Source organism: Edaphobacter bradus (assembly GCF_025685645.1).
Classification (GTDB): domain Bacteria; phylum Acidobacteriota; class Terriglobia; order Terriglobales; family Acidobacteriaceae; genus Edaphobacter; species Edaphobacter bradus.
On the sequence record NZ_JAGSYF010000002.1, the window covers coordinates 1074064 to 1100573 of the forward strand.

At 60.2% G+C, this 26510-nt stretch carries 26 protein-coding genes; 15 read left to right on the forward strand and 11 right to left on the reverse strand.

Annotated elements, in window-relative coordinates; all coding sequences use genetic code 11:
* The first annotated feature begins 296 nt into the window (after nucleotides 1–296).
* Entirely contained in the window at nucleotides 297–1490 is a 1194-nt protein-coding gene (locus OHL16_RS10590) for an MFS transporter (protein ID WP_263367093.1), read from the forward strand.
* A 164-nt stretch (nucleotides 1491–1654) separates the two neighbouring features.
* On the opposite strand, the gene OHL16_RS10595 is transcribed toward OHL16_RS10590, so the two are convergent.
* Nucleotides 1655–2908, reverse strand: a complete 1254-nt coding sequence (locus tag OHL16_RS10595; protein WP_263367094.1) for a hypothetical protein — start codon at nucleotides 2906–2908, stop codon at nucleotides 1655–1657.
* A 249-nt stretch (nucleotides 2909–3157) separates the two neighbouring features.
* Nucleotides 3158–4489, reverse strand: coding sequence for an MFS transporter (locus tag OHL16_RS10600; RefSeq protein ID WP_263367448.1), 1332 nt, complete (start codon nucleotides 4487–4489; stop codon nucleotides 3158–3160).
* 333 nt (nucleotides 4490–4822) lie between these two features.
* Between OHL16_RS10600 and OHL16_RS10605 the strand changes: the two genes are divergently transcribed.
* Nucleotides 4823–5839 (forward strand): HipA domain-containing protein, encoded by a 1017-nt coding sequence (locus tag OHL16_RS10605; RefSeq protein ID WP_263367095.1) that lies wholly within the window; start codon nucleotides 4823–4825, stop codon nucleotides 5837–5839.
* Between the two features lie 22 nt (nucleotides 5840–5861).
* A complete protein-coding gene (locus tag OHL16_RS20300; protein ID WP_396127191.1) occupies nucleotides 5862–6203 on the forward strand; it encodes a HipA N-terminal domain-containing protein in 342 nt (113 codons plus the stop codon).
* Nucleotides 6204–6786: 583 nt separating this feature from the next.
* Here OHL16_RS20300 and tsaE read toward each other — a convergent pair.
* The 3 genes from tsaE to folP all read right to left on the reverse strand — a co-directional run bounded on the left by tsaE (nucleotide 6787) and on the right by folP (nucleotide 9874).
* Nucleotides 6787–7245, reverse strand: coding sequence for a tRNA (adenosine(37)-N6)-threonylcarbamoyltransferase complex ATPase subunit type 1 TsaE (gene tsaE / locus OHL16_RS10610; RefSeq protein ID WP_263367096.1), 459 nt, complete (start codon nucleotides 7243–7245; stop codon nucleotides 6787–6789).
* Nucleotides 7242–8879: an NAD(P)H-hydrate dehydratase gene (locus tag OHL16_RS10615; protein ID WP_263367097.1), complete on the reverse strand. Its 1638-nt coding sequence runs from the start codon at nucleotides 8877–8879 to the stop codon at nucleotides 7242–7244. Before OHL16_RS10615 ends, tsaE begins: the two co-directional genes overlap by 4 nt.
* A gap of 77 nt (nucleotides 8880–8956) precedes the next feature.
* Complete coding sequence (gene folP / locus OHL16_RS10620; RefSeq protein ID WP_263367098.1) at nucleotides 8957–9874, reverse strand: dihydropteroate synthase; 918 nt, start codon at nucleotides 9872–9874, stop codon at nucleotides 8957–8959.
* Nucleotides 9875–9995: 121 nt separating this feature from the next.
* Between folP and dacB the strand changes: the two genes are divergently transcribed.
* The 7 genes from dacB (at nucleotide 9996) to OHL16_RS20305 (ending at nucleotide 15901) form a co-directional block, all read left to right on the forward strand.
* Nucleotides 9996–11624 (forward strand): D-alanyl-D-alanine carboxypeptidase/D-alanyl-D-alanine endopeptidase, encoded by a 1629-nt coding sequence (gene dacB, locus OHL16_RS10625; protein ID WP_263367099.1) that lies wholly within the window; start codon nucleotides 9996–9998, stop codon nucleotides 11622–11624.
* A 58-nt stretch (nucleotides 11625–11682) separates the two neighbouring features.
* The gene (locus OHL16_RS10630; protein WP_263367100.1) at nucleotides 11683–12015 is read left to right on the forward strand and encodes a c-type cytochrome; all 333 of its coding nucleotides are present in this window, start codon (nucleotides 11683–11685) and stop codon (nucleotides 12013–12015) included.
* An 8-nt stretch (nucleotides 12016–12023) separates the two neighbouring features.
* A complete protein-coding gene (locus OHL16_RS10635) occupies nucleotides 12024–12401 on the forward strand; it encodes a hypothetical protein (protein WP_263367101.1) in 378 nt (125 codons plus the stop codon).
* 81 nt (nucleotides 12402–12482) lie between these two features.
* Nucleotides 12483–13418, forward strand: a complete 936-nt coding sequence (gene lipA, locus OHL16_RS10640; RefSeq protein WP_263367449.1) for a lipoyl synthase — start codon at nucleotides 12483–12485, stop codon at nucleotides 13416–13418.
* Between the two features lie 599 nt (nucleotides 13419–14017).
* A complete protein-coding gene (locus tag OHL16_RS10645) occupies nucleotides 14018–14323 on the forward strand; it encodes a hypothetical protein (RefSeq protein ID WP_263367102.1) in 306 nt (101 codons plus the stop codon).
* A gap of 61 nt (nucleotides 14324–14384) precedes the next feature.
* The gene (locus tag OHL16_RS10650) at nucleotides 14385–15149 is read left to right on the forward strand and encodes a hypothetical protein (RefSeq protein WP_263367103.1); all 765 of its coding nucleotides are present in this window, start codon (nucleotides 14385–14387) and stop codon (nucleotides 15147–15149) included.
* Nucleotides 15150–15415: 266 nt separating this feature from the next.
* A complete protein-coding gene (locus OHL16_RS20305) occupies nucleotides 15416–15901 on the forward strand; it encodes a DUF4262 domain-containing protein (RefSeq protein WP_396127172.1) in 486 nt (161 codons plus the stop codon).
* Nucleotides 15902–15951: 50 nt separating this feature from the next.
* Here OHL16_RS20305 and OHL16_RS10655 read toward each other — a convergent pair whose 3' ends face one another.
* Nucleotides 15952–16245 (reverse strand): hypothetical protein, encoded by a 294-nt coding sequence (locus OHL16_RS10655; protein ID WP_263367104.1) that lies wholly within the window; start codon nucleotides 16243–16245, stop codon nucleotides 15952–15954.
* Nucleotides 16246–16701: 456 nt separating this feature from the next.
* On the opposite strand from OHL16_RS10655, the gene OHL16_RS10660 reads away from it, so the two are divergent.
* Nucleotides 16702–16866 (forward strand): hypothetical protein, encoded by a 165-nt coding sequence (locus OHL16_RS10660; RefSeq protein WP_263367105.1) that lies wholly within the window; start codon nucleotides 16702–16704, stop codon nucleotides 16864–16866.
* A 229-nt stretch (nucleotides 16867–17095) separates the two neighbouring features.
* Nucleotides 17096–17626, forward strand: coding sequence for a CcdC family protein (locus OHL16_RS10665; protein ID WP_263367106.1), 531 nt, complete (start codon nucleotides 17096–17098; stop codon nucleotides 17624–17626).
* Nucleotides 17627–17824: 198 nt separating this feature from the next.
* On the opposite strand, the gene OHL16_RS10670 is transcribed toward OHL16_RS10665, so the two are convergent.
* Nucleotides 17825–19414 (reverse strand): amidase, encoded by a 1590-nt coding sequence (locus OHL16_RS10670; RefSeq protein ID WP_263367107.1) that lies wholly within the window; start codon nucleotides 19412–19414, stop codon nucleotides 17825–17827.
* 326 nt (nucleotides 19415–19740) lie between these two features.
* Between OHL16_RS10670 and OHL16_RS10675 the strand changes: the two genes are divergently transcribed.
* Nucleotides 19741–20070, forward strand: coding sequence for a DUF962 domain-containing protein (locus OHL16_RS10675; protein WP_263367108.1), 330 nt, complete (start codon nucleotides 19741–19743; stop codon nucleotides 20068–20070).
* 112 nt (nucleotides 20071–20182) lie between these two features.
* Here OHL16_RS10675 and OHL16_RS10680 read toward each other — a convergent pair whose 3' ends face one another.
* From OHL16_RS10680 to OHL16_RS10695, 4 genes are all read right to left on the reverse strand, one after another.
* On the reverse strand, nucleotides 20183–20584 hold the full coding sequence (locus OHL16_RS10680) for a hypothetical protein (RefSeq protein ID WP_263367109.1): 402 nt from the start codon (nucleotides 20582–20584) through the stop codon (nucleotides 20183–20185).
* A gap of 129 nt (nucleotides 20585–20713) precedes the next feature.
* Nucleotides 20714–20914 carry a cold-shock protein gene (locus OHL16_RS10685; protein ID WP_263367110.1) on the reverse strand — a complete coding sequence of 67 codons (201 nt, stop codon included), beginning with the start codon at nucleotides 20912–20914 and terminating at the stop codon, nucleotides 20714–20716.
* Between the two features lie 168 nt (nucleotides 20915–21082).
* Entirely contained in the window at nucleotides 21083–22132 is a 1050-nt protein-coding gene (locus OHL16_RS10690; RefSeq protein WP_263367111.1) for an NAD-dependent epimerase/dehydratase family protein, read from the reverse strand.
* Nucleotides 22129–23502, reverse strand: a complete 1374-nt coding sequence (locus OHL16_RS10695; RefSeq protein WP_263367112.1) for an ArnT family glycosyltransferase — start codon at nucleotides 23500–23502, stop codon at nucleotides 22129–22131. The genes OHL16_RS10690 and OHL16_RS10695 overlap by 4 nt, the downstream gene beginning before the upstream one ends.
* A 70-nt stretch (nucleotides 23503–23572) precedes the next feature.
* Here OHL16_RS10695 and dut point away from each other — a divergent pair, with 70 nt between their 5' ends.
* Complete coding sequence (dut, locus tag OHL16_RS10700; protein WP_263367113.1) at nucleotides 23573–24007, forward strand: dUTP diphosphatase; 435 nt, start codon at nucleotides 23573–23575, stop codon at nucleotides 24005–24007.
* A gap of 50 nt (nucleotides 24008–24057) precedes the next feature.
* Nucleotides 24058–26448 (forward strand): phosphoribosylformylglycinamidine synthase subunit PurL, encoded by a 2391-nt coding sequence (gene purL, locus OHL16_RS10705; RefSeq protein ID WP_263367114.1) that lies wholly within the window; start codon nucleotides 24058–24060, stop codon nucleotides 26446–26448.
* The last annotated feature ends 62 nt before the right edge of the window (nucleotides 26449–26510 follow it).

Below are 26510 nucleotides of genomic sequence, written 5' to 3' on the forward strand. Positions count from 1 at the left end.
TCAAATCTTGTCAAGAACAAAAAACAAGGGAAGACCTGAAGACAACCGATTGTCTTTAGTGGTTGGCCGACTTCCGAGTCTCCTGTTTAGCGTCTATCTCTCGTCATATTTCAGAGTCCGAGCATCCAATCTCGGCAGCCAACTCGGGTCAAGGGCTCCCAAATATACTGATTCAGTCCGGGCCCAACAGTGGCTCAGGCACCGCGACCACATTCGCCATTCCACGCAAAGAGGTTGACTTCGTGCTAAGTCCTGCGTTGCCCACAGAAGGACTTAGCGATCATGCGCGCTGGCGAATGCTCGCGTTGATCTGCACTGGCGTCGTCCTCTGCATGACGACCTGGTTCTCCGCGACAGCCATCACGCCGGAGCTCATCCAGCTCTGGCGCCTCTCTCCCGCCCAGGTCTCCTGGCTCACCAACGCAGTCCAGCTCGGCTTCGTCACCGGAGCGCTGCTCTCCAGCTTCGTGAGCCTTCCCGACCTGGTTCCGCTGCGCAAGCTGATGGCGGTGAGCGCCCTCGTAGCGGCATCGGCGAATCTGTGCCTGCTCTGGGTGCCCTCAACCAGCTGGCTGCTTGCTGCGCGCTTCGTCACCGGCGTGGCGCTCGCCGGTATTTACCCACCGGCTCTCAAGCTCACATCGACTTGGTTCGTGCGCGGCCGAGGCACCGCGCTCGGCCTCGTCATCGCAGCGTTGACCCTGGGATCATCGCTCCCCCACCTCGTTCGTTCTCTTACCGACCGCGTAGATTGGCAGGCCGTCGTCATCACAGCTTCCGCATGCACGCTGGCGGGCGCCGCGCTCATCGTTCTCTTTGCGGCGGAGGGCCCGTTTCCGTTCAGCAAAGCCGTCTTCAATCCCCGTTACATGGGGGTTGTTCTGCGGAACCGGCCGCTCGCCCTCGCCAATCTCGGCTACTTCGGCCACATGTGGGAGCTCTACGCCATGTGGGGCTGGTTCCTGGCCTTTACGCGGGCCGCTGGGCCTCATCTCGGCCTGACTGGCGCAAAAGCCGCATCGCTCGTGACCTTCATTGTGGTCGCCTCCGGTGTCGTGGGAGCGGTTCTCGGCGGGCTGCTGGCCGATCGCACAAGCCGCACCTTCGCTGCCGGCCTGATGATGACGCTCTCCGGCCTCTGCGCCGTCGTCATCGGTCTCGTCTTCGACGGCCCGCTCTGGCTGTTTCTGCTGGTTGCCGTCCTCTGGGGAATCACCGTCATCGGCGACTCCGCGCAGTTCTCTGCCATGGCGACAGAGCTAAGCGACCCCAGCTACGTCGGAACCGCGCTCGCGCTCCAACTCGGCCTCGGCTTCACCCTGACCCTCGTCTCGATTCGCTTCACGTCGATACTCGCAGCGCACATCGGCTGGCGCTGGAGCTTTCTGCCGCTCGCCGCCGGACCCGCGGTTGGGGTCGTCGCGATGCTGTTTCTGCACCAGCTCCCCGGCCAAGCCCCTTGCGGGAAAAGTGGCTCTGGTTCTGGGTAAAGGCTGGGCAGGCCCGGTCTGAGATAAGAATATCTCCCAACGCTCGTCTACCGCAGGGCCGTCACGGCCCCTCCATTACTGACGAGATGAGCGTTTCACGTTATTAATTTGCTCATGTAATCAACGCTGTTTAGAACCACCTCACGATGAGGAGTTCTTCACCTTCACTTCGCTGTGTTTGCGGTAGGATGCTTTCTGCTCAGACAGTCTTGCCTTATCCTCAACTTCGTCTCTTGTGAAACCGGTTGTCTGGGAGCAGGAGTCAACACAGGGTGTGCCGCACTCGCAACGATCTGAACATCGAGCTCTTCTAATGTCGAAGGGACAGGCAGGCCAGCAACTTTCATTCGGCGCAGCCATTCGGATCTATAGGCCCGATCAAGAGCGATATCCGCTGGAAGGGGTTCGGCCAGTAGTAATTTCTGAGGACCTAAATAGAGAAAAGCATCTATCTGATCTGCAACGGTCTTGGATGGCTTGCTCGAGAATGCATCGATGGCGTTGCAGTTCTGGTCAGTTGTAATCGGCGATGGAAGGAATGAGTCAAGGCCTAACGTGCCTAGGCTGCTGTTCTTTGTTCTCAAAAGCGACGGCCACACCCCACCCGGAGCGTTCATTTCTCCAAGCGGTTCGTTGCCGGTGCCGTAGTATCCAAAATCGCTGATCACGAAGGTCCTGCCGGGGTAGTGACGCTCGTACCTCGTGACCGCATCCCCTTCTCCCGGGCCGCCTCCATGCACCAGATGAAAGACTCCGAAGAGCATCAGGGCTTTGCGATGCTTAGAAAGCACCTCTCTTTCCATCACAGAAGCAATGCTTCCTTCTCGCACAGAAGCGAGGTTTTCATCCCGGCCGAAAAACGACGTGAGGTCTTCGTGTGTATAAATCTTGCCCCAATCGATCGGCGGATCTGCGGCAACAACTCTCAGGCGGCTTCTGGCAGGAAGCCGTTGATTAAGCGAGCGAACCAGCGGAAACAGCTGCTCGTAGAAGCCGGATGCTCCACACATTTGTTGGACCGTCGTGTCTCGCCAGACATGCTGGACTTCGGTAAACGGAACATCCTCGCCGGCGATGTACCGATCAAGAACCGGCTGGTACCGCACATTGCCACATTCAACAACTATGTCGTTCACCGATGCCGGAAAGCGTGGGTCACGAATGAGGGACAGGATGAAGTCGTCGATATCTTTCTGTCCATGAGCCGCTGGCATCCCTACAACTTCGAAGGTCTCAAAAGTTTTCAAGATCGCCGGGATCGCAGGTTCAGGGATCGCGTCCTGAGTGTCGCTGACAGGATGGCTGGCTGAGACCTGAGCCCTGCAAGGTTGTGAAGGCAGTGAAATCGATGCAAGTGAGAGAAGGACGGTTCCGCAGCGCGCACTTCTCAACATGCGAGGAAAGAACTGCTCATTCATAGCTACTACCTCCGTTGTGCAACTGCCGTGATGCGGAGCCCCAAGCTGCCATTCCAGCGAAAGACGCGAGAGACCGAGGATACCAGTCCCAGAGAACGGCACGCCGTTGTCGGTTCGGATGCGTTCGGGAACCCCGTACTCACGCATGGCAGCCTCACAGATCGCGCGGACGTGCGCGGTATCCATGCGAGTAATGACTTGGCAACGGATGAGGTATCGGCTATGGGCGTCCGTGATCGTGAACCCACTTCAGCCTGCTGCCGCGTCCCGCTGTCTCTGAGAGCTCCGGTGCATCGCAAACATGATTGCGGCGGCAGCGAGGCTCGGGATGGTCAGCGTCAGCAAACCGCGCTGATAATCGCCTGTGAGGTCCCTGGCCAATCCCATCCAGTAAGGACCGAGGAAGCCGCCGAGCATCCCGATCGTATTCATCGCTGCGATGCCTGCCGCCGCCCCTCTTCCCTTGAGGAAGATTGCCGGGATCGACAACAGCGGACCCTCCAGCGAACTGTTGTTGATGACTGCAACTGCCAGCGCCGGAACCGCGAGCCACGGCAGCATGGAGAGGCCGCTGACGAAGTAGCCGGCAGTGATCACCAGAAACGGAACAATGACGTGCCAATAACGCTCGCGAGCACGATCGGAGTGGATGGCGTTCAGGATCATGCCGGCTCCACCCAGCAGGTTCATGGCGGCGATCAGGAAGCCGACATTCGTAACGCTGAATCCGGTGAGCTTCTTCAGGATGACGGGCGCTGAGAAAGTATAGGCATAGATGCTGCCGCGCAGGCAGAGGCAGAGCACACCGAGCTGCCAGACCCGCCGGTCGAGCAGCGCGCGGCCGACACCCTCTGTGTGAGCTCCCGCAGCCGCATCTTCTCGAATTTGCGTGAGAAGCCACTCCTGCTCCTCTGGATCAAGCCATGCGGCGTGTGCCGGAGTATCGGGCAGGCAAAACAGGAAGACGATACCGAGCGCAATCGGAGGCAGGCCTTCGACCAGGCAGAGCCACTGCCAGCCTGCCAGACCGAGGCGTCCCTGCAGGTTCAGCAGCGCGCCCGCAAGGAGACCCATCACCACCGAACTCAGCGGAAGTGAGACGTAAAAGCGGCTCACCGCCCGGGCGCGCATATCCGGCGGGAACCACTGCATGAGGTAGTAGAGCACTCCGGGAAAGAAGCCTGCCTCCGCCATGCCCAGAAAGAACCGCGCCACGTAGAACTGGCCCGGCGTCCTCACGAACATCATTGCGACAGCCAGCGCTCCCCAGGTGACCATGATTCGAGCCAGCCAGCGCCGCGCGCCGAAGCGCAACAGCAGCAGGTTGGATGGGATCTCGCACGCGGCATAGCTCACAAAGAAGAGCCCCGCGCCAAAGCCATAAACCGTTGCGCTGAAGTGCAGATCGCGGTTCATCTGCAGCGCAGCAAAACTGATATTGACGCGGTCCATGAAGGCCATGCCGTACCCGAGAGCGATAAGGGGCAGCAGCCGCCAGCTCGCCTTGCGCACCGCCGACCGGCCTACGGCCTCATCCGCCAGACGAGGGGCGGAGGATGAAGCAACCACGTGCTTGGTCATCGACACAAATGGCATCTCCTTGCGTGCCAAATCGGCAAGTCGAGTTCCAATTCAAAGAGTGCCTGAGCATATCACGCCGGTTTCAACTGCGACCGTGCAGGGCGTAGCGACCGCGATGCCAACCCCGACCAGGCCTTCAGAGGAGGCCTAGAATCCTGTCAAGCCCCAAAGCCAACCAACCCAAACAAAACAAGCCACATCGCCGGGTACAAACATACTTGATGCACCAAAGCGCACCGACTGATATGCTCCTCGCACTAGCTAACCCAAAGGTTCGAGAGAGATTACACGGACGTGTCATTGCAAGTGAACGGCCTGACGCAGCTTGGCCCCATGACCAAAAAAGAGATGATGTCCCCCTATCGCCAGGGACTTCCTACTCGCTTTGTTCGGGTTGGGCGGAGGGGTGCAACCTGGGGCTTACCACGAAGATTTCAGGGCTATCAGGCAAGTGGCGAGCATGTGATGAGCATGGCGGGGGCAGCTACCAAATGCTTTCTGTCAAAGGACGGAAGTCCTGAAGGAGCTTATATAGCCAAATTTGCCCATAAAAATGGGCATATAGAAACCTATACGGAACTCTTCAATAATCAACTAGGAATGTTGTTAGGGTTCGGCATGGCCCATAGCGGTATAGCCAAACTGGACGAGAGTCTTCACTTCGTAAGTCGTTCGTTTAGAACAGATCCAGCCGATCAATTGTTGCACGGAAGCCTCTTAGTACAGGAAATTGGACTTGCAGATCAGTTTGAGCTTGAGCGGATTAACACCGCTTCCCGGCAACAGGGCATCTACGACATCGATTTTGTCCGAGACATGATCTATCAAGTGTGCGATAAATATGCCGATACCGTGTTTGCATCGCTAGTGGAAATGCTCGTGTTCGACGCTCTTACAGGTGCAATGGACCGTCATCCTCGAAATTGGGGGGTTCTACGGACCGCTACGCTACCTGCCGAATATAAATTTGCTCCACTTTACGACTCAGCGAGAGCCCTTTTATGGGACAAGACTGATGATAGTCTAGAAATACTGGAGTCCAACGAGGGGGACTTTCAGCGGTACGTCCTAAAGTCGCATCCGCGCATTGGGCTACCAAAATCGGTAGGACAAAAAGGCAAATGCACGCATGTAGACCTGATACGCTACCTCCTCTCGCAGCATAAAGAGGTGACATTGCGTGCCTACACAAAGATACGTGTCGATATAGAACGCACGGCAGGCCACCTGTTACGTCAACACCCGTTTCGACGTGTGTTCACAAAGCGCCGGGCTCGCCTGATTGTGCGGTTATTGCTGGTTCGCCAACAAGCTTTAGAGCATCTCATAAAGGAGGGAAACAATGCTTAATCCGTGGGCATCAAGGTCCAAAATGTCGTACAAAACGCCGCCACCCACGCTCCTCGTTTCCTACGATGGCAGGGTCGTCGCAGAGTTGAAGAAGGTTGATCGGAAGTATTCGTTTCGTTACTTGGATGCGTTTCAAGAGATGAATCTTTCTCCGCTTCCTGGGCTGCCGCAGAAGAGCGGCGAGTCATTACACGACGAGCTTCCGTTGTTTTTCAAGGAGAGGTTACCAGACCTTCGTCGGCCTGAGATCAGCAGTTGGTTGCAGGCTCATCCATCTGTTGATCGGAACGATGACCTACAGCTGCTCGGAGCACTGGGAGCGCATTCCATAACTGATTCGTTCGTTATCTCACCCGCTGCATAAAATGAAAACTCCTCCTGATACCCCCGAGTTTGCGCGCTTCACTGCAGCGGTGCGGGATATTCTCAAGGTGTCAAAGAGCGAGATGCAGGCGCGCATTGGTGCGCACAAAGAGAGTGGGAAGAGGCTGTCTAAAGGCTCCTCTTCCCTCGGTTCTGCCGCATCATCCAAAATCCGTTCTTCGATAGGCGAACGTTAGAAAACTTCCGTTTCCGACACCTTGCCGGTCAACTCTGCATAAGTCAGTCTCTTCCCCGAAATCTGCGATACCGCCAGCATGAATCTATCCGCATCAGGCCTTCAGCGGAGGTCATAGAATCCTGTCAAGTCCCCAAACCAGCCAACCCAAACAAAACAAGCCACATCGCCGTGGCAGAGTAGTTTCCCCTGATCCGCTAAAATAGAACCAGTGAGAAAAAGGAAAGTGCCCCGGCCAACACCGGGGCTCTCCTCTCTTACCTAAATAACCCATTTACTTTTAATACTTTGCCGGTAAGTCGTTTAGATAGAATATTTTGCAGTCGAAGTCCAAGCCTAAAGCCAATAGAATGAAGATTTTGACGGAAAACTGGAGGGGTGGGGGTACCTACCGCCACCGGACCATCAGCAGCCGCTCATTGCCCTCGCCGTGCTCCATGGCGATCTCGGCGTCGGCGCGGCTGACGATGCTCTCGAAGCGCTCGCCCCACTCGACCAGAACCAGCGCGTCGGGTTGGGACTCCATCTCCTCAATGCCGAGCGTAGCGAGTTCCTTCTCGGTCTCCAGCCGGTAGAGATCGAGGTGATAGACCCGCACCTTCGGCCCGGCATACTCGTGGACGAGCGTGAAGGTCGGGCTGGTCACGTCCTCCTCCTGGGCCGCGCCGAGCGCCGCAGCGATGCCCTTCACCAGCGTCGTCTTGCCTGCGCCCACATCGCCGCGCAGCACGACCAGCTTCGGCGGAGGCGACAGAATCTCGGCGATCGTCTGGCCCAGCGCCAGCGTCCCTGAAACCGACCGCGTGCGAAACCGCTTTTCGCGAGTAAAGCTCGGCGTGACGCTCATGCGCGCAGCCCCACGCTCCGAAGCCCTGCGATCCGAAGTCCTGCGATCCGAAGTCCTGTGATCCACGTGAGCCGATTCGCGTCGGTCACGCGAGAGCGGAACGCATCCGAAAGATGGCGCACTGTGTCTGTCGCGAGAACGGTATGTTCATCCATCGCCTGCGCGGCGAAATCACCCGCGAGACCGTGCAGGTAGACCGCCGTCTCCACCGCGCGGGCAACGTCATCGGGATACTGCGCCAGCATCGCCGCGACGATGCCGGTCAGGATGTCGCCGCTGCCGCCCTTCGCCATCGCTGGATTCCCCGTCGTATTCACGGCGATGCTGCCGTCGGGATGCGCGATCAGCGTTCGCCAGCCCTTGAGCACCAGCGTGACCTTGTGCGCCGTAGCAAACCGGCGCGCAAGCCCGATGCGGTCGGCCTCGACCTCCTTGACGGTCAGCCCGGCGAGCCGCGCCATCTCGCCCGGATGCGGAGTCAGCACCAGCACGCGCCCCGCGCCGTCGAGCAGCTCGGCGCGCCCGGCGAAGGCGTTCAGCGCGTCGGCGTCGAGCACCATCGGCACGCGCGTCTTTGCCACCAGCTCGCGCGCCACCGCCGAAGCCTCGCCCTTCTGCGAGAGCCCCGGCCCAACCGCAACGACGGTCATACGCTCCAGCAGCGCCGCGAGCCTGTCGCCCGCGAGATTCCTCAGCGAGACCGCACCTTCGGGCCCCTGCAGCAGCGGGCGAACCATCAGCTCCGGCGCGACCCCGCCGACCAGCCCGACGATGCTGTCCGGAACCGCAGCCGTCACCAGTCCCGCGCCGGTCCGCATCGCCGCCAGCGACGCCATCGAAGGCGCGCCGGCTGTCCCGTAGCTTCCGCCGACGATGAGCACATGGCCGAAGCGGCCTTTGTTGGCGTCCACATCGCGAGGCCGCTCCACAACTGCCTTCGACGAGCCCGCCCACGTGAGCCCCGAGCCCGACTGCACCGCCGCCTCCGGCGAGCCAATCGGAGCGACGACGACCGGCCCAAACGTCGCGCTCGTCAAGTGTCCAAAGACGTGAGCCATCTTCGGAGCCGTGAATGTGGCGACGGCATCGGCGCGATAGGCGCCCTCTGCGCTCTGCTCCATCGAGTCAGCGTCCCAACCCGAGGGCAGATCGACCGCAACGACGGGCACAGACGTGCGGTTCACAACATCGCGCGCCGCAGCGGCAAGCCCGCGCAGCGGCGGCTGAAAGCCCGTACCGACGACAGCGTCGATGAGCAGATCGCAGTCGTCGAGCAGTGGTGCGAGTTCAGAGGCGTCCTCGATCTCAAGCAGAGCGACCTTCGAAGCCTCGTACCTCAGCCGATCGAGAGCCGTAGCGGCTTCTCCTGCCTTTACCTCGGCGGCGCGCCCCAGCAGCACAACTGTAACGTCGCGTCCCTTCGCCGCCAGCAGCCGCGCTGCGACGAAGCCATCGCCGCCGTTGTTTCCCTTGCCGCACAACGCGACAACGCGCCGCGCCGCCGGATACTCCGCCAGGCAGAACGTCGCCACCGCTGAGCCGGCGTTATCCATCAGCGTATTCAGCGGAACGCCAAACTCCTCGGCGGTCCGCCGGTCGGCCGCCCCCATCTCTGCGGAGGTGAGAATCTTCATCTCAGTCGTGTACCAGACATTCCTCTCAACCCTTGTACCCGATTCGCGCGCGTCGCGCCAATCGACGCGCGCGTTGGTCAGAGCAGCGAGAGGATGCGATCGGCCACGGCGGCAGCCTCAGCCGCAGCCAGCACGTCATGCACGCGCACGATGTGTGCTCCGTTGAGGATCGCGGCGACGCTTGCGGCGATGGTTGCATGCAGCCGCGCGTCGACTGCGGGCGGCTCCTGGGCTGGTGGCCCCTGGCCATGCAGCGACGCGATCGTGTGCGCGAGGAAGCCCTTGCGCGAGGCCCCGAGCAGCAGCGGCAGGCCGAGCTCCTGCAGCTCGTCGAAGTGCGAGAGCAGTGGATAGTTCTCGTCGAGGAGCTTGCCGAAGCCGACCCCGGGATCGAGCACGATGCGGTTGCGCGCGATGCCTGCGGACGTCGCCTCATCGAGCCGCTGCGCCAGGTCGTTCAGCACCATCGGCACGACGGCCTGCGGAGCCAGCGGAGGCAACTCGCGCCACTCCTGCGGCCTTCCGCGCGTGTGCATCAGCACGAGGCCGCAGCGCAGCGCCGCACAGGTCGCGGCCATCTCCGTGTCCCAGAGGAACCCGCTGACATCGTTGACGATCTCGACTCCCGCCTCAACGGCGCGCTTCGCCGTTGCCGCGTGGTAGGTGTCGACCGAGAGGATCACCTCGGGGCGGTGCGCGAGGATGGCTTCGATGACGGGCAGGATGCGCGCCTGCTCTTCGTTCGCGGTGAGTGGAGTGGCATTGGGCCGAGTCGTCTCGCCGCCGATGTCGAGGATCTGCGCTCCCTCGTCGAGCAGCCGGATGGCGTGCGCCAGAGCGCGTTCGGGGGCGTTCTCGGCCGAGTAGAAGTAGCCGCCGTCGGAGAACGAGTCGGGCGTGACGTTGAGGATGCCCATGATGATCGTCCGCTGCCCGAGAGCGAGAGTTCGGGAGCGGAGATGCCAGTCGTAGCTCGGGCGAGGCAGAAACGGCATGCAGGAATTCTAGTTGGAGTTGCAGGTTGTCAGTTACAGGTTGTTAGTTGTCCGGCCGCCACGCACCACCTGACACCTGGCAACTGACAACCTGCTAGACTGCGCGGATATGGCGAGATGGATGCGGTTTGCGGTGGCGTTGCTGGTGGTGTGTTCAGGCGTAGCGCGCGCTCAGGAAACAGGATGCACTGGTGCGAAGGGCAAGGCTGGCAGCAGCGCGCCGTGCTCCGAGATGGCGAAGCAGATCGCGGCCCTGCTGGACGACCCGCAGGTGGCGCGAGCGCACTGGGGAATCGACGTGACGGCAATAGACGGCACGCCGATCTACTCGCTGAACGAGGGCCAGCTCTTTCAGCCGGCGAGTAACGCGAAGATGTTCACGACGGCGACTGCGCTCGCACTGCTCGGCGCGAACACGACCTTTGAGACGAAGATCGTTGCGCGAGGCGTCTTCAACGGAGCGACCAAGCTCACCGGCGACGTCGTGCTGGTGGGCTCGGGCGATGCGAACCTCTCGGGGCGCGAGATTCCTTATGTTCCGCCGTCGATGCGGCCGAAGCTGGCTCCGGGACAGACTCCTCCGCTGGGGCCGCCTGCGCTGCGGTATCTGGACGAGATGGCCGATCAGGTCGCGAAGACGGGCCTGAAGGTCGTGAACGGCGATGTGGTGGGAGACGACACGCTGTTTCCGTGGGAGCCTTATCCGCAGGACTGGTCGATCGACGACACGGTGTGGGGATACGGAGCGCCCATCTCCGCGCTGTCGATCAACGATAACCAGATCAAGGTGACTGTGACGCCGGGAGACGCGCCGGGCAAGCCGCCGACAGTGACGATCGATCCGATTGCGCCGTACTACACCATCGACACAACGGCGCTGGTGACCGGCGCGGCCAAGAGCGGCAGCCACGTGGACATGCAGCGCGCGATGGGCTCGAAGGTGCTGCGGATCTACGGGTCGATTGCAGTGGACGCGCAGCCGGATGAGGAGGAAGTCGCGATCATCGATCCGGCGGAGTACGCGGCTGCCGCTCTGAAGTCGATGCTGGAGGCACGTGGGATTGTGGTGACGGGCGTAGCGCGGGCGCGGCACCGCATCTCGACGGATTCGACGGGGTTCATGCAAGCTTCGCATGAGCCGCTGGCAACGATGGACTGGTCGAAGACTTACGCGCCGCAGAGGCCGGCGGAGCAAGGGACGAGCGTGCTGGCGCGGCACACCTCGCCGACGCTGATCGAAGACGTCGTGGTGACGAACAAGGTCAGTCAGAATCTCCACGCAGAGATGTTCCTGCATAACGCAGGCGCCGCAGTGCTGAGCGATGGTTCGACGGTCGGCGGAGCGCGCGTGGTGCGGGCGTTTCTCGAGCATGCGGGCATCGACAAGGATGACTTCGTCTTCTTCGACGGCTCAGGCCTGAGCGGTCACGATCTGGTGGCTCCCCGGGCGACGGTGCGGTTGCTGCAGTACGCGACGACGCAGCCGTGGTTCGCCGACTGGCGCCGCTCGCTGCCCATAGGCGGCGAGGACGGCTCGCTGGTGGAGCGGTTCGGCAAGGCTCCGTTGAAAGACCATGTCTTTGCGAAGACGGGGACGCTGGGCGAGGCGCGCGCGCTGAGCGGCTATCTCGACTGCGCGAGCGGGAAGACGGTGATCTTCTCGATCATGGTGGGGAACCACACTCCCGCGTCGAGCGCCGACCGCGAGGCGATGGACAAGATCGTGGCGGCCATTGCGGCGGCGAACTGACGCCTCGGGGCCTCAGTCGCGAGATGCGAGAATAGAAGTTGTGAGGATATCGAGGATTTTGCTGGCCGCTATGGCCGTGACGCTGATGGCGGGATGTAGGCGTGTGCCTCCGCCAACTCCGCTGTCGGAGCTGAATGCGCAGCAGATGCATGGTCATGCGGTGTTTCAGACGCAGTGCGCGCGCTGCCATAACGACCGTCAGGACGCTCCGCTGAACGGGCCTCCGCTGATTGGGATCTACAAGAAGCAGTATCTGCACAGCGGCGCACCTGCAAACGACGAGCGCGTCACGGACACGATTCAGCACGGCCACGGACTGATGCCGGCAATGGGGAATACGATTGACCAGCAGGACCTGGACGATCTGCTGAGGTATCTGCATACGTTATGAGCGACCCAATGAGTAATTCAGACGAGATCAAAAAACTGGAAGCGCGCGCGCATGGCATGTTGCCCGGAGTCGCGGGCATCTGCCTGTTCCTGCTGGTGATGACGATGGTGAACGCCTTTGCCGCGCTGCGGGGGCAGTTCGGCACAGGCGGCGGGAAGTATGGCGTGCTGGCGATCTGCACGCTGTTCGCCGCGGGAATCTTCGGGCTGCTGCGGCTTAGGCGCTGGGGATGGGCGCTGGTGCTGGCCGGGTGCCTCACGCTGAGCCTCGGGAACTTCTTTGTCTTTGCGAAGCTGCACATCTTTCCGTTTTTGGTGCAGGCTCTGTTCGCGCTGGTCTTCTTCCTCTACCTGGTGAGGACTGAGGTGCGTGAGCGGCTGCGATGATGGAATCCGCCGCAAGACGGTGAGCTTCGATTAGCGGCCATTTCGGGGGGAAACGGCGGACAGGCAGGTACAATGAAAGGGATGACTCCGCCGGTGGCAACGATACAGGAAGAGCTTGTCCAGATCGACCTTACGCCGAGGAAGCCCGCGCCGAAGCCTGCATGGCTGAAGGCGAAGGCCCCCATGGGCGAAACCTTTCACAGCCTGAAGAAGATGGCGCGGGAGCTGAACCTCCATACCGTGTGCGAGAGCGCGCAGTGCCCGAACATTGGAGAGTGCTGGAACCAGAAGGCCGCGACCTTCATGATGCTCGGCAACCTCTGCACGCGGCGGTGCGGATTCTGCGCGGTTCCCAAGGGCAAGCCGGAGCCGATTGATTTTGATGAGCCCCGGCGCGTGGCCTACGCCGTCGCGCAGCTCGGGCTGCACCACGCGGTCATCACCAGCGTGAATCGCGACGACGACAATGTTGGTGCGGCGCAGGCGTTCGTGAAGGTGGTCGAGGAGATTCGGCTGCAGGCTCCGGGCTGCAGGGTGGAGATTCTCACCCCCGACTTCCAGGGGAATGAGGAGTCGCTGCGGCTTGTGGTCGCGGCGAGGCCGGAGATCCTGAACCACAACATCGAGACGGTGCCCCGGCTGTATCGCGTGGCGAAGTCGGGCGGCCGGTATGAGAGGTCGCTGCGGTTTCTGGAGCACGCCAAGGAGATCGCCGCCGAGACAGGCGAAGAGATTGTCACCAAGACGGGCATCATCGTGGGGATGGGCGAGGAGATCCACGAACTGCTCTCCGTGTTTCGCGACCTGGCAGATCGCCGTGTCGACATCCTGACCATCGGGCAGTACCTGCGGCCTTCACGCGACCATCTGCCGATGATGCGGTACTACACGCCGGACGAGTTCGCCTTCCTCAAGCACGAAGCGCTGGGCATGGGCTTCAAGCATGTGGAGTCGGGGCCGCTGGTGCGGTCGAGCTACCATGCGCAGGAGCAGGCGGAGTCTACCGGGTTGGCGTGATAGGTTGTACCCCCCCTCCCCCTGTTTTGGTGCAAAATATTCAAAACAGATACTTTAGGTTCGGACTTCGGGCGCAATTGGACTGCCAGACACCGAAAAGCATGGGAAATCCGGCATTCCGATGCGCAAAGTATTCGAATAAAATGGTTTACGTGGCGGTGAAACAGGGGATAGAGTCTGAAGCCGAATAGTGCGGGCTTTCAGCCCTCGTTCTCTGACCTGCCTTTCCATGGGTTTCTCCCATGCTGGTATTGGACGCGCCGTTGGCGCGGTCACACGATTACAGGCGTAACGCGGTAACCGTGGTTCTGCACTAAAAGCGAAAGCCCGGCGCTCGGCCGGGCTCTTTTGTCTTCTGCTGTATTTATTTTACCGAATGGATGGAAACTACTCTGCCACTTGCCGACGAAAGATTTTCCGGCTGTAAGTTGATGGCCTGGATGGGGTTGCGAGTTTTGGTGCTGTGGGAATCGTGTCTGGAGGGCTTGACAGGTTTTTCGGCATGTCCCCTGTCTGTCCGCAATGAGATTGCGGCAGCGCGCTGCAGCTACGCGGCCTAGTAGCAGGCGAAGTTGACGGGGCTACCGTAGAATGCGCCGATGGGCGTTCGCTACCCGATCATCGCCAAAGAAGAGTCGCGCAAAGTGCGTGTTGAGATTCGTAGGGTCTTCGTTGAGGTGTGGGACCCAATACGTGTCATGGATGACCCAGAGTGGCCTCGCGACGAATATGACGGCTACATCGGTCACGTCTTTGAGTTGCTGACCACTGGTGGGAGTGACGCGGAGATCATCGAATACCTCACATGGGCTGTTGAACGCATGGGGATGGATGGAAGCAGGATTAGCCTGCAGGGTGTCGTCGACGCATTGCGCCAAATCCGGTGGAAGGATAAATCGAACTAAATGTTCATCTCACACCGACATTTTCGTGGCAGACTGTTTGGGATCTACACGAGGAGCTAGGATGCGGCTGCCTTTGGTGTCTGGGTTGGTCTTTGGAGTTCTTTGCACCGCGGGAATTGCGTGCTGCATGGCGGGGGCGCAGGATCAGTCAACGATGCATGCCCTGGATGGCGGAACGAGGGAGAGAATCCAGACTCTGACGATCATCTTGCCTACGACGAATGCGCCGTTCACGGCGACGGTAACGACAGAGCTGACGAAGATACTGAGCGATGGAAGTTCGCAGACGAACTGGAATCACCGGACGGTAGCTCGCGACAGCTCCGGGCGCATCTTTGAGGAGCGGCGGTTCTTTGCTCCAAACGGCGACAAGGTGGCGACGTCTATCGTACAGCTCGACTACTCCGACCCCAGCCGGCACGAGATCTATACCTGCAGGACGCAGGAGAAGACGTGCTATGTCTCTCGGTACTATGCACCGGAGTCGGTGAGGATGGAGCCTGCCGGGCCACTGCCGAATGGCGGAGGATCGGTGACGCGCGAGGATCTGGGGAAGAGAATGATCGATGACCTTGATGTGGTTGGCTCGCGCGAGGTCACGACTCTCAACGCGGGTGTGGTCGGGAATCAAAAGACTGAGCCGATCGTGAAAGAGTTCTGGTACTCGCCGCGGCTGCAGATCAACATCATCACGAAGCGGTTCGATCCGCGATTTGGCGCGCAGAAGCAGAACTTTGTGGTGAGCAATATCAACGAGAGCGAACCCGATCCGAAGCTGTTCGAGCCGCCTGCGGATTACCGTGTTGTGAAGATGAACGGACAGTGATCGGGCGGAGAGATGCCTCCTTTGGGATAGATTGTGGCTCTCCTTCGATGAGTGCACTGGCATTTACCTCAGAACCGTTGGCCGAGATCGGTGAAGCGAAGCGCGTTTGTCCTTACCGATTCTGCGAGAGGTTGAGGTCGAAACTTCCGGTTTGCCGGTCATACGGCAAGCATCACTTCCCATAAGCCGACTTCACCGGACTAATCGGGGCAGTTTCCGGACATACATATGGGATCGCTATGTGGCATGACGTCTATCATCGATAAATGACACGGCACAGTACTGATCCCGGTTTGACCGAGCACGAGAGAGATGTGCTCCAAAGGTTGGAGGCTACAGGTTGGTTTGTTAATAAAATTGCCGAGGACAGTGAGGGTCCAGGCTTCGCTTACTCGTTTGGTCTATATGAACGATATCAACACCCCGAGATCATTATTTTCGGGCTACCACCGGACATAATGCATCGATTGATTAATGACATCGGCAAGCGGGTGAGCGGTGGAATGCGGTATGGCGACGGTGACCAATCACACGACCTATTGGAGGACTATTCCTGCGTATTCCGACGGGTCAATCCACTGCGATATAGGGAGACCCTAACGTGGACTATGTGGTTCTACGAAAGCTCCGATTTTCCGGCTCTTCAACTCTTCTGGCCCGATAAAGCGCATCGTTTCCCATGGGATCCGGGGTGCAGCGAGATTTTCCGAAAGAGTCAGCCTGATATGAGCAGATCTTCTACTTCGGCCTGACAATTCTCATCCGCTGGTTTCGACAGCCGACTAGTGAGACATATGTCAGATCAGTCCTCAGAAACGCGCTTGTTGAGTAATGTCCGTATTGTCGGCAATACGGACATTTCGGGGTTACTTCCGTATTGCCGGTGATACGCCAACGATCGCGCCAAACCCTCTGCCAGTGTCTTCTCTAAAAAACTTCGGAACGCCGCCGCGTGAATCTTCGCCTGTTGCTCCGGGGTAAACTTCGTAATCGCATTGTCGATGGCCCAACTCGCGGCCCGATACGCCAGAAGCTTCGCCCCGGCTACCTGCTCAGGCGTCAGTTTGCTCAAGTCCAAGTAGTTCAGGTCGTCCATGTATCCTCCCCGACAGCCACTCTACCGCCGCGGCTTTCGTGCATCTATACCTCTCCCAAATGGACCCACTTGTCTTCGGGCAATGCGCGGATGAATGCCCCCACTTGACCAAGCTGGTTATGACCTTCGGCCCATTGGATATGCTCTCTGAATCGCAGTTGCAACTGTGGTCGGCCCCTGCGAAGGTGCGCCTTGCATCTGCGGAAGGCTCGTGGGACCATCATGGTGCACTCCCTGGACGCACTGGGAGGAAAGCAAGTGAGCGAAGAGCTTTGCAAGTGCGGTCATCGCAAATCGCAGCATGCAGCCATCGTGTGCAGTTGGTGGAAATGCTATTGCAAGCAGTTTGAACCCCTCACGCGAGAGGAGCCGAAGCGAGAGCGGAAGCCATTTGAGGAGTTTCCTTATGCGGGTGACATCATCCGTGCCGATGTTGCTCCCCAGGAAGTCGAACAATTGCGATCCAAGCTCCGCGCCGCCCTGGAGGAGATCGAGAGGCTCAAACAGCTTCAAGAGGGAAATTCCATGCTGGCAACTCGGCTTGGCGTCGAAAACAACCTGCTGAGGGAGGCGCTGGCCGAAATAAAGAGACTCGTCGAAGCAATACTCGCACGGCCTTAGAGGAGTTGCTGTAATCCACAGGGCTCCTGTGAATTGTGGATTGCTGGCGCACGATAAGGCGCAAGCGGTGCTCTCCGAGTCACGGCTTCTCTATCCACTGGTCGATGCTCTGAGGCTCGGAAAATCGAACTCGGAAGTCGGCTTATCTCTACCGACCGCTAAACGAAAATCCCCCAGCCCGTTTTCGTCTCCGTCACCATCGTTGGCCACGGCCCACCGTAAAATGGAAATGATGATATTCGCTCCAGGTTCCTCGGCGGTTGTTGCTCTGCTGGGCCTCATTGGTGTGCTGGTGTGGCGGCTTCGCGAGGGGAGCCGGCAGGTCACGCTCAAGACCATCGTCTTTCCGCCCCTAGGCATGGCCACCGGTTTCTCGATGTTTGTCGTATCGGGTTTCCGCGTTCCTCTCGCCTGGGCGCTCGCAGCCTTCCTCATCGGCGCCCTAGTGCTCTCCTACCCGCTCATCCGCACCTCGCGGCTCGTCCTCAAACAGGACACGGTCATGATGCACCGATCCAAGGTCTTCTTCATGGTCGTGCTCATCCTATTCGCCGTCCGCTACCTGGCGCGCGACTACGTCGGTAAGATCATCTCCGTGCAGCAGACCGCAGGGTTGTTCTTCATTCTTGCCTTCGGCATGATCGTCGCCTGGCGCACCGCCATGTTCTTCGAGTACAAGCGCCTCTTTGCACATAGAATCCCGGGCGACTTGGCCAGGTCGAGTGACGAACAAGGAGAATCGCGCTCGCAGGAACGATAAGTCGGCTTGTATTGACTCTGCGAGAGGTTGCAATAGCCCTGAAGTCGTCAATTGAGGTCGAATGTTCCGGTTTGCCGGTTAACCGCCCGCAATCGGCGAAGGGCAAAAACCGGGGGAGGGGAATTCCGGATCAACTGGACGGACTATCGGCCCGTTCCGTACCAGCGCCGCTGGTCGGCCGTGTATCGCTACCGTGCCCTACCCCTCGTAACCGGAGGGTGCTACAAATCCGCCCAGTACCTGCGCCAGCAGCTTCGCAAAGACAATCGGCGTGGCGTCTTCCCAATACGGTCCCATGATTTGCAGGCCGATGGGCAAGCCGCCCTCGCCATGCCCGACCGGTGCTATCGTGGCCGGACATCCTGTCAGCGTAGCGGGCGCGATCCAACGCAACATATCGGCGTAGTCACGCGGGCCATCCACCGTCGCAATTTTGCGCTTGTCCTGCGGTTCGCTGTGGTCATGCTCAAACGCCGTGGTGAAGGCCACGGGTAAGAGGAACACGTCGACCTCATCGAAATAACTCTGCCACTGCGCGCGATATCCCAGCCGCCGGAAGTTTTGCTGTTGCCAGTCGGCAAAGCTCGCCAGGCCCGGCACTACTTTACCGCTCGCCGCTGCCTCTTTCCGCTCCGCCTCTTGCTGCTCTGCCGTCTCAGCGCTGAACATGAACGCATCCAGGTGGAACCTGTAATTCCGGTTCAGCTCTTCAATCTTGAATCCTGCGGGCCAGCCGCGTTTCAGCGTGGCACCCGCTTTCTCAAGTTTCTGGATCGTATTCTCCAGTACTGCTTTTGTTTCCGGAGTTACGGGACAATATGGATCGTCCAGCACGTAGCCGACCCTAAATTCCCGCAAACTTTCGTGTCGCGCTGCGGGCAGTTCCCATTTCCACGCTTTCGCGGAGTAGTCCGCCGGACCGCCCAGAAAGCGCAACGCCGCCAGTAAATCCTCCGCGCTGCGCGCCAGCGGCCCGCCCACGGCAAGCAGAGTCGAGAAACCTGGATTTTGGTGCTGCCCGCCAGGCAAATGGCCCTGCATGTCTACTAGGTCCAGCGTCGGCTTGTGCGCGTACAGACCGCAGAAATGCGCTGGCACGCGGATTGATCCCCCAATGTCGCTGCCCACACTCAGGTATCCGAGGCCTGCCGCCAGCGCCGAGGCCGTCCCGCCCGACGATCCTCCCGGCGATCGCTTCAAATCCCACGGGTTGTTCGTTGTGCCATAAATCTGGTTGTAGCTTTGCCAATCGCCCAGCGCGATCGGAACATTCGTCGCCCCAATCAGCACGGCCCCCGCGCCCCGGAACCGCGTCACCACCTCCGAGTCGCTCGGAGCCTTGGAGTCTTTCAGCGCCGGAATCCCCCAAGTGCAAGGACGCCCCGCCACCGCAAAGCTTTCCTTCACGTGAACCGGCACGCCGTGAAGGACGCCGAGCGATTTCCCGCCTGCCTGCGCTTCATCCGCTTGCTTCGCCCGCGCGAGCGCGTCTTCGCGAAGCTGATACGCAAATGCATTCAGTTGTGGATTGAATTTGTCGATCCGCGCGAAGGTTTGTTGCGTCAGCTCGAATGACGAAATGTGCTTTTTGCGAACCGCCTCTGCAGCTTCCAACGCCGACGCAAATTCCAGCCGGCCACTAGGACTTGTCGTCCGACTGGAGGTTGGACCAGTAACATTCGCGTTGGGGCTACCCGCTTCGACATCGCCTACGCCGTATTCGGCAAAAACTGGCAGACGTGTCGCCAAACCCAGAGACACAGTGGTGACAAAATCTCGTCGATTCATGCGTGCATGCTAACAGCTCCAATCGGGAACAAGTTCAAAATCACCCAACGCTTTAGCCGAAATCGTGGGCGAATGGTCGGCAACACGGACATTTCAATCTGAGCGAGAAATCGCCGATGCCCTCACCGATTCGGATAAGTACCGGGAAGTCGGCTGTATTCACCCGAGCTTCGCGAGTCTCATTTCATGCGCGCCGTTTTCAAGCTGTTTGAGCCGCCTGCGGATTTATCGAGTTGTTAAGATGAACGCGCAGTGATCCGCCGGTCGCTGGATTCTCGGCCAATGTCCTTGCCAGCCCCGTTATGCGGGCATAAACTTCCAGCCGCATGAGTGAATCTTCGGAATTTCCAAATTTTGACAGCTTCTTTCGCTTCTACGTGCGGCAGCATAGCCACCCGGGGAATCGCCTGCTGCATGCCATCGGAACGGTGAGCGGGATCGTCGTCGTCATCGCGGCCTTCGCTACGCATCATCCGTGGTATGCGCTTCTGTCGCCGGTTGTTGCGTATGGATTTGCCTGGACGGGGCACTTCCTGATTGAAGGCAACAAGCCAGCGACGTTTGGGCATCCGCTGTGGTCGTTCCTGGGGGACTTCCGCATGCTCGGCCTGATGCTGACCGGGCGGCTCAATCCCTATCTCGATCGCAGCGCGTGATGGGGCGGCGTGGCTCTCTGCGCCTGGTCATCTTGCGTTCGGCGCTGCCCAAGGGCTATCGCGCGGCGAAGATGAACCAGCGGTGATGCTCTGCGGAGACGTCCTTTGTCGATCAGGAGGCCCGCGTTTTACGCTTTGCCTTGCTCTGCTTGTAAGCCTCGAGCTCTGGCCCGCAGTCAAGGGAAGTTCCGGCGTAAGGCGAAGCATGCGCCGGGAGAGATCTCGCAGCGCTCTTTCGCGCGGATGGGGGATTCCCCTGCGTGTCGGTTGTCCCCTCGGAGCGAAGGGATTTCGGGAGCTCGGATTGGTTGAACTCAATGCCGTCGTCGGCCATCTGTTGCGCCTTGCGTACGAGCAATTCGCGCTTGGCGGCCATCTTGCCTGCGGCGATGTCGCGCTCCGCATCGGAGGGGAAGGTTTCGTACTTGAGCAGGTGCGCCAGCTTGCGGTCGAAGAGATCGATCTCCTCGTGGAGGGACTTCAGTTGGTATCTACCGGGCGTCATAGTGGACATAAAGAACCTCTAGGGATCTGGGCGTGAGTTGAAGGAGGAAGCGGAATGCAACCGAGTCGCGTTCCGTCTTTCCGGGGAGACAAAAAGGGCGGCCATGAGGCACGCCCTTTTCCGATACATAAAACTTTGTTAGAGGGCCTTGACGTTCTCAGCCTGCCAGCCCTTGGGGCCCTTCACGACGTTGAACTCTACGGCCTGACCTTCCTGGAGGGTTTTGAAGCCGTTGCCCTGGATGGCGGTGTGATGAACGAACACATCATCGCCTGTAGCGCGGCTCAGAAACCCAAAGCCCTTCGCATCGTTGAACCACTTTACTGTACCTTGTTCCATGACATATTTCCTTGACTGCTTGTTGATGTACCGCTGAACTCAATGTGGGATTGTTCGCGTGTAGAGCAGGACGTGCCAGAACAAGGAAGAACACCAGATCGGATTCTACGATCAGGTACCAGTTTACCATCTTTGTGGAAAAGTCGCCCTAAACTTAGATAAGCGACGCTAAGAGAACCACTTGAGCAGGCGAATGATTCCCATCGACGCCGGCTTGGAGTGGGCGGAGACGTCCTTGCGAGCGTGGATCTCTTTGCGCTGCGCGGCGTAGTAGCGGTAGGCCTCGATCATCATCTGCTGGTTGGTCAGGGTGGGGCGCCAGCCGAGACGCTCGCGGATGCGCGTGGTGTCGAAGATGAAATCCTCGGCGATCATACGGTAGTGATAGGGGCCGAGCGGTGAGACGCCGAGCTTGTGCGCGAGCTTCATGGCGGCGATGGTCGGCGCCTTGGGGAGTTGGGCGACGCGGGCGCGCGTGCCGGCGTCGCGGATGACCGCCTCGTAGACCTCGCGGAGCGAGCAGACGTTCTCGGAGCCGATGTGGAAGAGGTCGGAGTGCGGGTAGTCCATGGCCTGGATGCAGGCGGTGGCGAGATCCTGCGCGTAGATGAACTGGTAGCGGTTCGAGCCCGAGCCGACGACCCAGACCTTCTTGTTGTCCTGGATGAACTCGAAGAGGATGGCGAGCAGGCCGAGACGGCCGCTGTCGATGATGGTGGGGCAGCGGATGATGATGACGTTAAGGCCGTGTTGGCACTCTTTGAGGACGTGCTCGGCGGCTAATTTGGAGCGGCCGTAGAGCTCGACCGGATTGGGAGGCTCATCTTCCCTGACCTCGTGGCCGAGGTTCGAGGCCCAGAGGCAGTTGGTGGAGGTGAAGACCATCTGATGGACCTTGTGGACGTGGCAGGCGAGGGCGAGGTTGCGGGTGCCGTCGACGTTGGAGGTCCAGAGATCGTTCTCGTTGATAGTGTCGTGGGCGAGAAGCGCGGCGCAGTGGAAGACTGCGGAAAAGTTGCCTCTCGCGAAGAGATCGTTGAGGAGCGCGGTGTCGCGGATATCGCCCTGGACGCTGGTGAGCGCGGGGTGGGAGTCGGAGTCGGCGACGAGATCGATGTTGGTGACGGCGTAGCCCTCGGTGAGGAGGCGGCGCTTGAGGACTCCGCCGAAGAAGCCGGAGCCTCCGGTGACGAGGACGTTTCTGGTGGGCTGGGTCATACGTTTTGCGCCTGCGCGTGGCGCGGTGTGGCCGACTGAAAGAGATAGACGGCGAGGACAGTAATAACAGGCTCAAGCGGGTGACGGAAGCGGGCCTGCACAAAGACGGTGTAATAAGGGATGGGAAGCAGAAAAAAAATCCAGGCAAAGAGACCGGAGGCCGGCACGCGGCGATAGAGCGCGAGCGCAAGGCCGAGCAGACCGGCGAGGCTGATAAAGCTGTAGCTGATCACGCGCGGCAGCTCGAGCGCCCACCGTGCGTCCGACGGAACGCTCACCCAGAAAAAGTAGATGCGCTTGAGCGTATTCGCGAGGAAGTGTGCGGGACAAGCGCGGATGTATGCGCGTGCGAGGTCGCCACGAAACTTTGCATAGCGCACCTCGCCCATGGAGGCGTAGAGGCGGAGTTGGTCGGGGGCAAACGTGGGGTGGTCATAGGCCATGACGAAGCCGTTGGAGCCTGGACCGTTGCCGAGGTAAGTCTCGACCCCGAGATTGCCGCGAATCGGAATGAAGGCGTGGAAGACCTTGTAGTTGCGCAGCTCCCACGGAGTGAGGCATGCGAGACAGACGATGCCTGCGAAGACAGCATTACGCAGCGCGTGGGGGCGATGCCGGGTGCCGATGAGAATCCAGAGGCCACAAACAGGAAGGAACAGCAGCAGCGTCGAGGTGGTGAGTGCAATAACTCCCCAAAGCAGGCCGAAGAGGAGCCACTGGCGCGTTTGACTGGAGTTTTCTTCGATACGTGGAGACTCCGCGTTGGCGTTGACACCGCGCATGCGAAGGGTGAGAACGAGGACGGCAGCAAAGAGGAACGTGGTGAGGCTCATCTCCCAGAACCAGCGGACGGCATACTGCATGGCCGCGGGGTAGAGGGCCCAGAGCCAGCCGGACCATACGGCATTTGTCCGCGAGAAGCAGCGAAAGGCTATCTCCCAGACGGCCAGTGCGGTGGCTGCAGAGAAGGCGCAGTTGATGGCGAGCAGCATCCACGCTGAGGCGCTGGTGTAGACGCCGAAGAGCTTGAAGACGACAGCGATGAGCAGAGGGTAGACGGGTGGAACCCAGGCAGTGGGGCCGGTATAGGGGAGCCAAGCAGTGGCGAAGGGGCTTCCATAGCCGTGTCCGGTGACGACCGAGCGGGCGATGCGGCCAGCCTCCCAGGCGAAGTGGAAGTGGTCGTCCAAGGGGCGGACCCGGTAGGTGTGGGCCAGCGTCATGTAAGCGACCCGGATGAGAAACGCGACCCAGAAGAGGCGCCATGGTGCACGGGGATCACCCTCAGCGCGGGCGTTTTCAGCCTTCATCCAGTGCCAAACGGGGCCCCTGGCGAGCTTGCTCGCTGGGGTAGAAAGGCGTTCGAACATCGTGATTTGATTTTAGCTGTTGGGATGGAGATGATCGGTTGAGATTTTCTGATTGTGAGGGTGTTGCAGCATGGGAGTTCCGATCAAGGTATTGAAGTTGAAGCCGGAGGCGCAGTTGCCGCGCTACGCGCACGTGGGAGCCTACGGCGATCTGGCCGCCGATCTGTATGCGGCTGAAACGATTGTGATTGAGCCGGGAGCGACCGTGGCGGTTTCGACCGGCGTGGCGCTGGAGTTTCCGCCGACGCACGGCGCGCTGGTGGAGGACCGCTCCGGACTGGCGATGCGCGGCGTGACGACGCTCGCCGGTGTGATCGATCCCGGCTATCGTGGGGAGGTTCGCGTGGTGGTGACGAACCTCGGCGAGGTTGCCATCTCTGTGAAACCCGGAGACAGGATCGCGCAGCTCCGTATCGTGCAGCGCATCGAGGCTGATTTTGAAGAGGTTATGGAGTTGGGCGTCGCAGCGCGCGGCGCGAAGGGATTTGGAAGCACAGGGGTTTAGCGCGCGAGCTGATTTTGGCTCGATGCATGCGACAATTAACACAGCGAGCCATGGCCAATCTGCAAGCGGAAACCCTGTCCGGCACACCCTCCCCAGCGACCATTACCCCGGAGCTGCTTAGGCAGCACAGCATCACTCCAGACGAGTACAAGCGCATCGAAGAAGCACTTGGCCGCACGCCCAGCCTTACCGAGTTGGGCATCTTTTCGGTGATGTGGTCCGAGCACTGCTCCTACAAGAGCTCTCGCGTGCACCTGAAGCGGCTGCCGACCAAAGGTGCGCGCAAGACTGGGCCGGGAAGCGTCGTGCAGGGACCGGGCGAGAACGCCGGCATCATCGACGTGGGCGATGGCTGGGCCTGCGCCTTCAAGATCGAGTCGCACAATCACCCCAGCTACATCGAGCCCTACCAGGGCGCGGCGACCGGCGTCGGAGGCATCCTGCGCGACATCTTCACCATGAACGCGCGTCCGCTGGCCGTGATGGACTCGCTGCGCTTCGGGCCGCTCGACGAGGCGGAGCCGGATGAGGCTCTGCGGCGGAAGAACCATCAGGTGGCGACCGGCGTAGTGCACGGCGTCGCGGGATACGGCAACTGCTTTGGCGTGCCGAACCTCGGCGGCGAGACGCGCTTTGAGCCGTGCTACTCCGGCAATCCGCTGCTGAACGCTTTCGCGCTTGGGCTGGTGAAGACCGACGAGATCTTCTACGCCAAGGCCGTCGGCGTAGGGAACCCGGTGATCTACGTGGGCGCGAAGACGGGCCGCGACGGCATCCACGGGGCAACGATGGCCAGCGAGGAGTTCACGGAAGGCTCCGAGCAGAAGCGGCCCAACGTGCAGATGGGCGATCCCTTCATGGAGAAGCTGCTGCTCGAGGCCTGCCTTGAGGCGATGGCCACGGGCGCGGTGCTCGGCATTCAGGACATGGGCGCGGCTGGCCTCACCTGCTCGACCTGCGAGATGGGCGCGCGCGGCGGCCTCGGCCTCACCGTCGAACTTGACCGCGTACCGCAGCGCGAGACCGGCATGTCAAGCTACGAGATCATGCTCTCGGAGTCGCAGGAGCGCATGCTGCTGGTCGCCGACAAGGCCCGCGCCACCGAGGTGCTGGACGTCTTCTCGAAGTGGGGGCTCGACGCCTCGATCGTGGGCCACGTGACCGCCGAGCCGAGGATGCGCATTACGCAGGGCGGCGTGCTGGTGGCGAACATTCCCAACCAGAGCCTGACGGACGACGCTCCGGTCTATCACCGCCCGGTAGGCACGTGGAAGGCTCCGGTGCCACTCGATCCTCCAGCGCATGTTCTCGAAGCTCTGACCCAGCCGCGCGACTACACCGCCGACCTCAAGAAGCTGCTGGCGAGCGCGAACATCTGCGACAAGCGCTGGGTGTACGAGCAGTACGACTCGATGGTGCAGACCAACACCGTGCAGGGCCCGGGCGGCGAAGCCGGCGTGATTCGCATCAAGGGCACGAGCCGCCATACGGACGGGCCGGGAATCGGCGAACGTACAGGCGATCGTGGTTTGGCGATGGCTCTGGCTGGCAACGGCCGCTGGACGTATCTCGACCCCAAGCTCGGCGCGATGCACGCAGTGGCCGAGGCTGCGCGGAAGGTCGCGTGTACGGGCGCGACTCCCGTGGCCGCGACCAACTGCCTGAACTTCGGCAATCCCGAGAAGCCCGAGATTATGGCGCAGCTCTCGGCGGCGATCGATGGCATCGCCGAGGCCTGTACAGCGCTAGGGACTCCGATTACTGGCGGCAATGTCTCGCTGTACAACGAGACGAAGGGCGTGGGGATCTATCCGACTCCGGTGGTTGGAGTGGTTGGGATTATTGATGATGTGACGAAGGCTGTGCCGGCTAGCTTTAAACGTCCCGGTGAGCGGGTCATCGTAGCTTTCTCGAATGTCCAGGGTGAGGACCCTACACAAGAATTTGGGAGTTCAGAATTTGCACGTTCTATAGGGGCGCCTCTATATGGAACACTGCCGCACTTTAGCCTGAATGCGGCTAGGTACTGCAACGAAATGCTCTGTGATCTTGCCGATAAGGGACTTATCTCCTCCGCTACAGATATCGGTAGTGGTGGCCTTGCAGTTGCTCTTGCGAAGGCGTCTATCAGTAGTGGAATTGGAGTTGACGCCTGGTTGCACGCAGATGGCGGCGGTGAGACCGCAACAGAAGCGTTGTTTAGAGAACAGGTTGGTTCGATTGTTCTTACATGCCCTGCCGAGAATGCTGACGAGGTGATCCGTCGGATCGAAGCTGATGTACAGCACTACGTCGCACTCCCCATCGGAATGACGGCAGAAAAGACTTTCGAATTGAAATGGGAAAGGGAACCAATCATTTCGGTTTTGGTGACGGAGCTGAGCCACTCCTACTCCGGCGCGATCGAAGCTCAACTCGCGGAAGAGGTGGTGACGGCATGAGCGACCTTCTGATTCAGGATGAGCTTATGGCGTTGAATGCTGTTGGAACAGCAGATTCCTCC

Excerpts from the sequence above, each read along its gene's own strand:
- OHL16_RS10590 (WP_263367093.1), top strand. The coding sequence starts at position 297 with ATGCTCGCGTTGATCTGCACTGGCGTCGTCCTCTGCATGACGACCTGG.
- OHL16_RS10595 (WP_263367094.1), bottom strand. The coding sequence starts at position 2,908 with ATGAATGAGCAGTTCTTTCCTCGCATGTTGAGAAGTGCGCGCTGCGGA.
- OHL16_RS10600 (WP_263367448.1), bottom strand. The coding sequence starts at position 4,489 with ATGACCAAGCACGTGGTTGCTTCATCCTCCGCCCCTCGTCTGGCGGAT.
- OHL16_RS10605 (WP_263367095.1), top strand. The coding sequence starts at position 4,823 with ATGACCAAAAAAGAGATGATGTCCCCCTATCGCCAGGGACTTCCTACT.
- OHL16_RS20300 (WP_396127191.1), top strand. The coding sequence starts at position 5,862 with ATGTCGTACAAAACGCCGCCACCCACGCTCCTCGTTTCCTACGATGGC.
- tsaE (WP_263367096.1), bottom strand. The coding sequence starts at position 7,245 with ATGAGCGTCACGCCGAGCTTTACTCGCGAAAAGCGGTTTCGCACGCGG.
- OHL16_RS10615 (WP_263367097.1), bottom strand. The coding sequence starts at position 8,879 with ATGAAGATTCTCACCTCCGCAGAGATGGGGGCGGCCGACCGGCGGACC.
- folP (WP_263367098.1), bottom strand. The coding sequence starts at position 9,874 with ATGCCGTTTCTGCCTCGCCCGAGCTACGACTGGCATCTCCGCTCCCGA.
- dacB (WP_263367099.1), top strand. The coding sequence starts at position 9,996 with ATGCGGTTTGCGGTGGCGTTGCTGGTGGTGTGTTCAGGCGTAGCGCGC.
- OHL16_RS10635 (WP_263367101.1), top strand. The coding sequence starts at position 12,024 with ATGAGTAATTCAGACGAGATCAAAAAACTGGAAGCGCGCGCGCATGGC.
- lipA (WP_263367449.1), top strand. The coding sequence starts at position 12,483 with ATGACTCCGCCGGTGGCAACGATACAGGAAGAGCTTGTCCAGATCGAC.
- OHL16_RS10645 (WP_263367102.1), top strand. The coding sequence starts at position 14,018 with ATGGGCGTTCGCTACCCGATCATCGCCAAAGAAGAGTCGCGCAAAGTG.
- OHL16_RS10650 (WP_263367103.1), top strand. The coding sequence starts at position 14,385 with ATGCGGCTGCCTTTGGTGTCTGGGTTGGTCTTTGGAGTTCTTTGCACC.
- OHL16_RS20305 (WP_396127172.1), top strand. The coding sequence starts at position 15,416 with ATGACACGGCACAGTACTGATCCCGGTTTGACCGAGCACGAGAGAGAT.
- OHL16_RS10655 (WP_263367104.1), bottom strand. The coding sequence starts at position 16,245 with ATGGACGACCTGAACTACTTGGACTTGAGCAAACTGACGCCTGAGCAG.
- OHL16_RS10665 (WP_263367106.1), top strand. The coding sequence starts at position 17,096 with ATGATGATATTCGCTCCAGGTTCCTCGGCGGTTGTTGCTCTGCTGGGC.
- OHL16_RS10670 (WP_263367107.1), bottom strand. The coding sequence starts at position 19,414 with ATGAATCGACGAGATTTTGTCACCACTGTGTCTCTGGGTTTGGCGACA.
- OHL16_RS10675 (WP_263367108.1), top strand. The coding sequence starts at position 19,741 with ATGAGTGAATCTTCGGAATTTCCAAATTTTGACAGCTTCTTTCGCTTC.
- OHL16_RS10680 (WP_263367109.1), bottom strand. The coding sequence starts at position 20,584 with ATGTCCACTATGACGCCCGGTAGATACCAACTGAAGTCCCTCCACGAG.
- OHL16_RS10685 (WP_263367110.1), bottom strand. The coding sequence starts at position 20,914 with ATGGAACAAGGTACAGTAAAGTGGTTCAACGATGCGAAGGGCTTTGGG.
- OHL16_RS10690 (WP_263367111.1), bottom strand. The coding sequence starts at position 22,132 with ATGACCCAGCCCACCAGAAACGTCCTCGTCACCGGAGGCTCCGGCTTC.
- OHL16_RS10695 (WP_263367112.1), bottom strand. The coding sequence starts at position 23,502 with ATGTTCGAACGCCTTTCTACCCCAGCGAGCAAGCTCGCCAGGGGCCCC.
- dut (WP_263367113.1), top strand. The coding sequence starts at position 23,573 with ATGGGAGTTCCGATCAAGGTATTGAAGTTGAAGCCGGAGGCGCAGTTG.
- purL (WP_263367114.1), top strand. The coding sequence starts at position 24,058 with ATGGCCAATCTGCAAGCGGAAACCCTGTCCGGCACACCCTCCCCAGCG.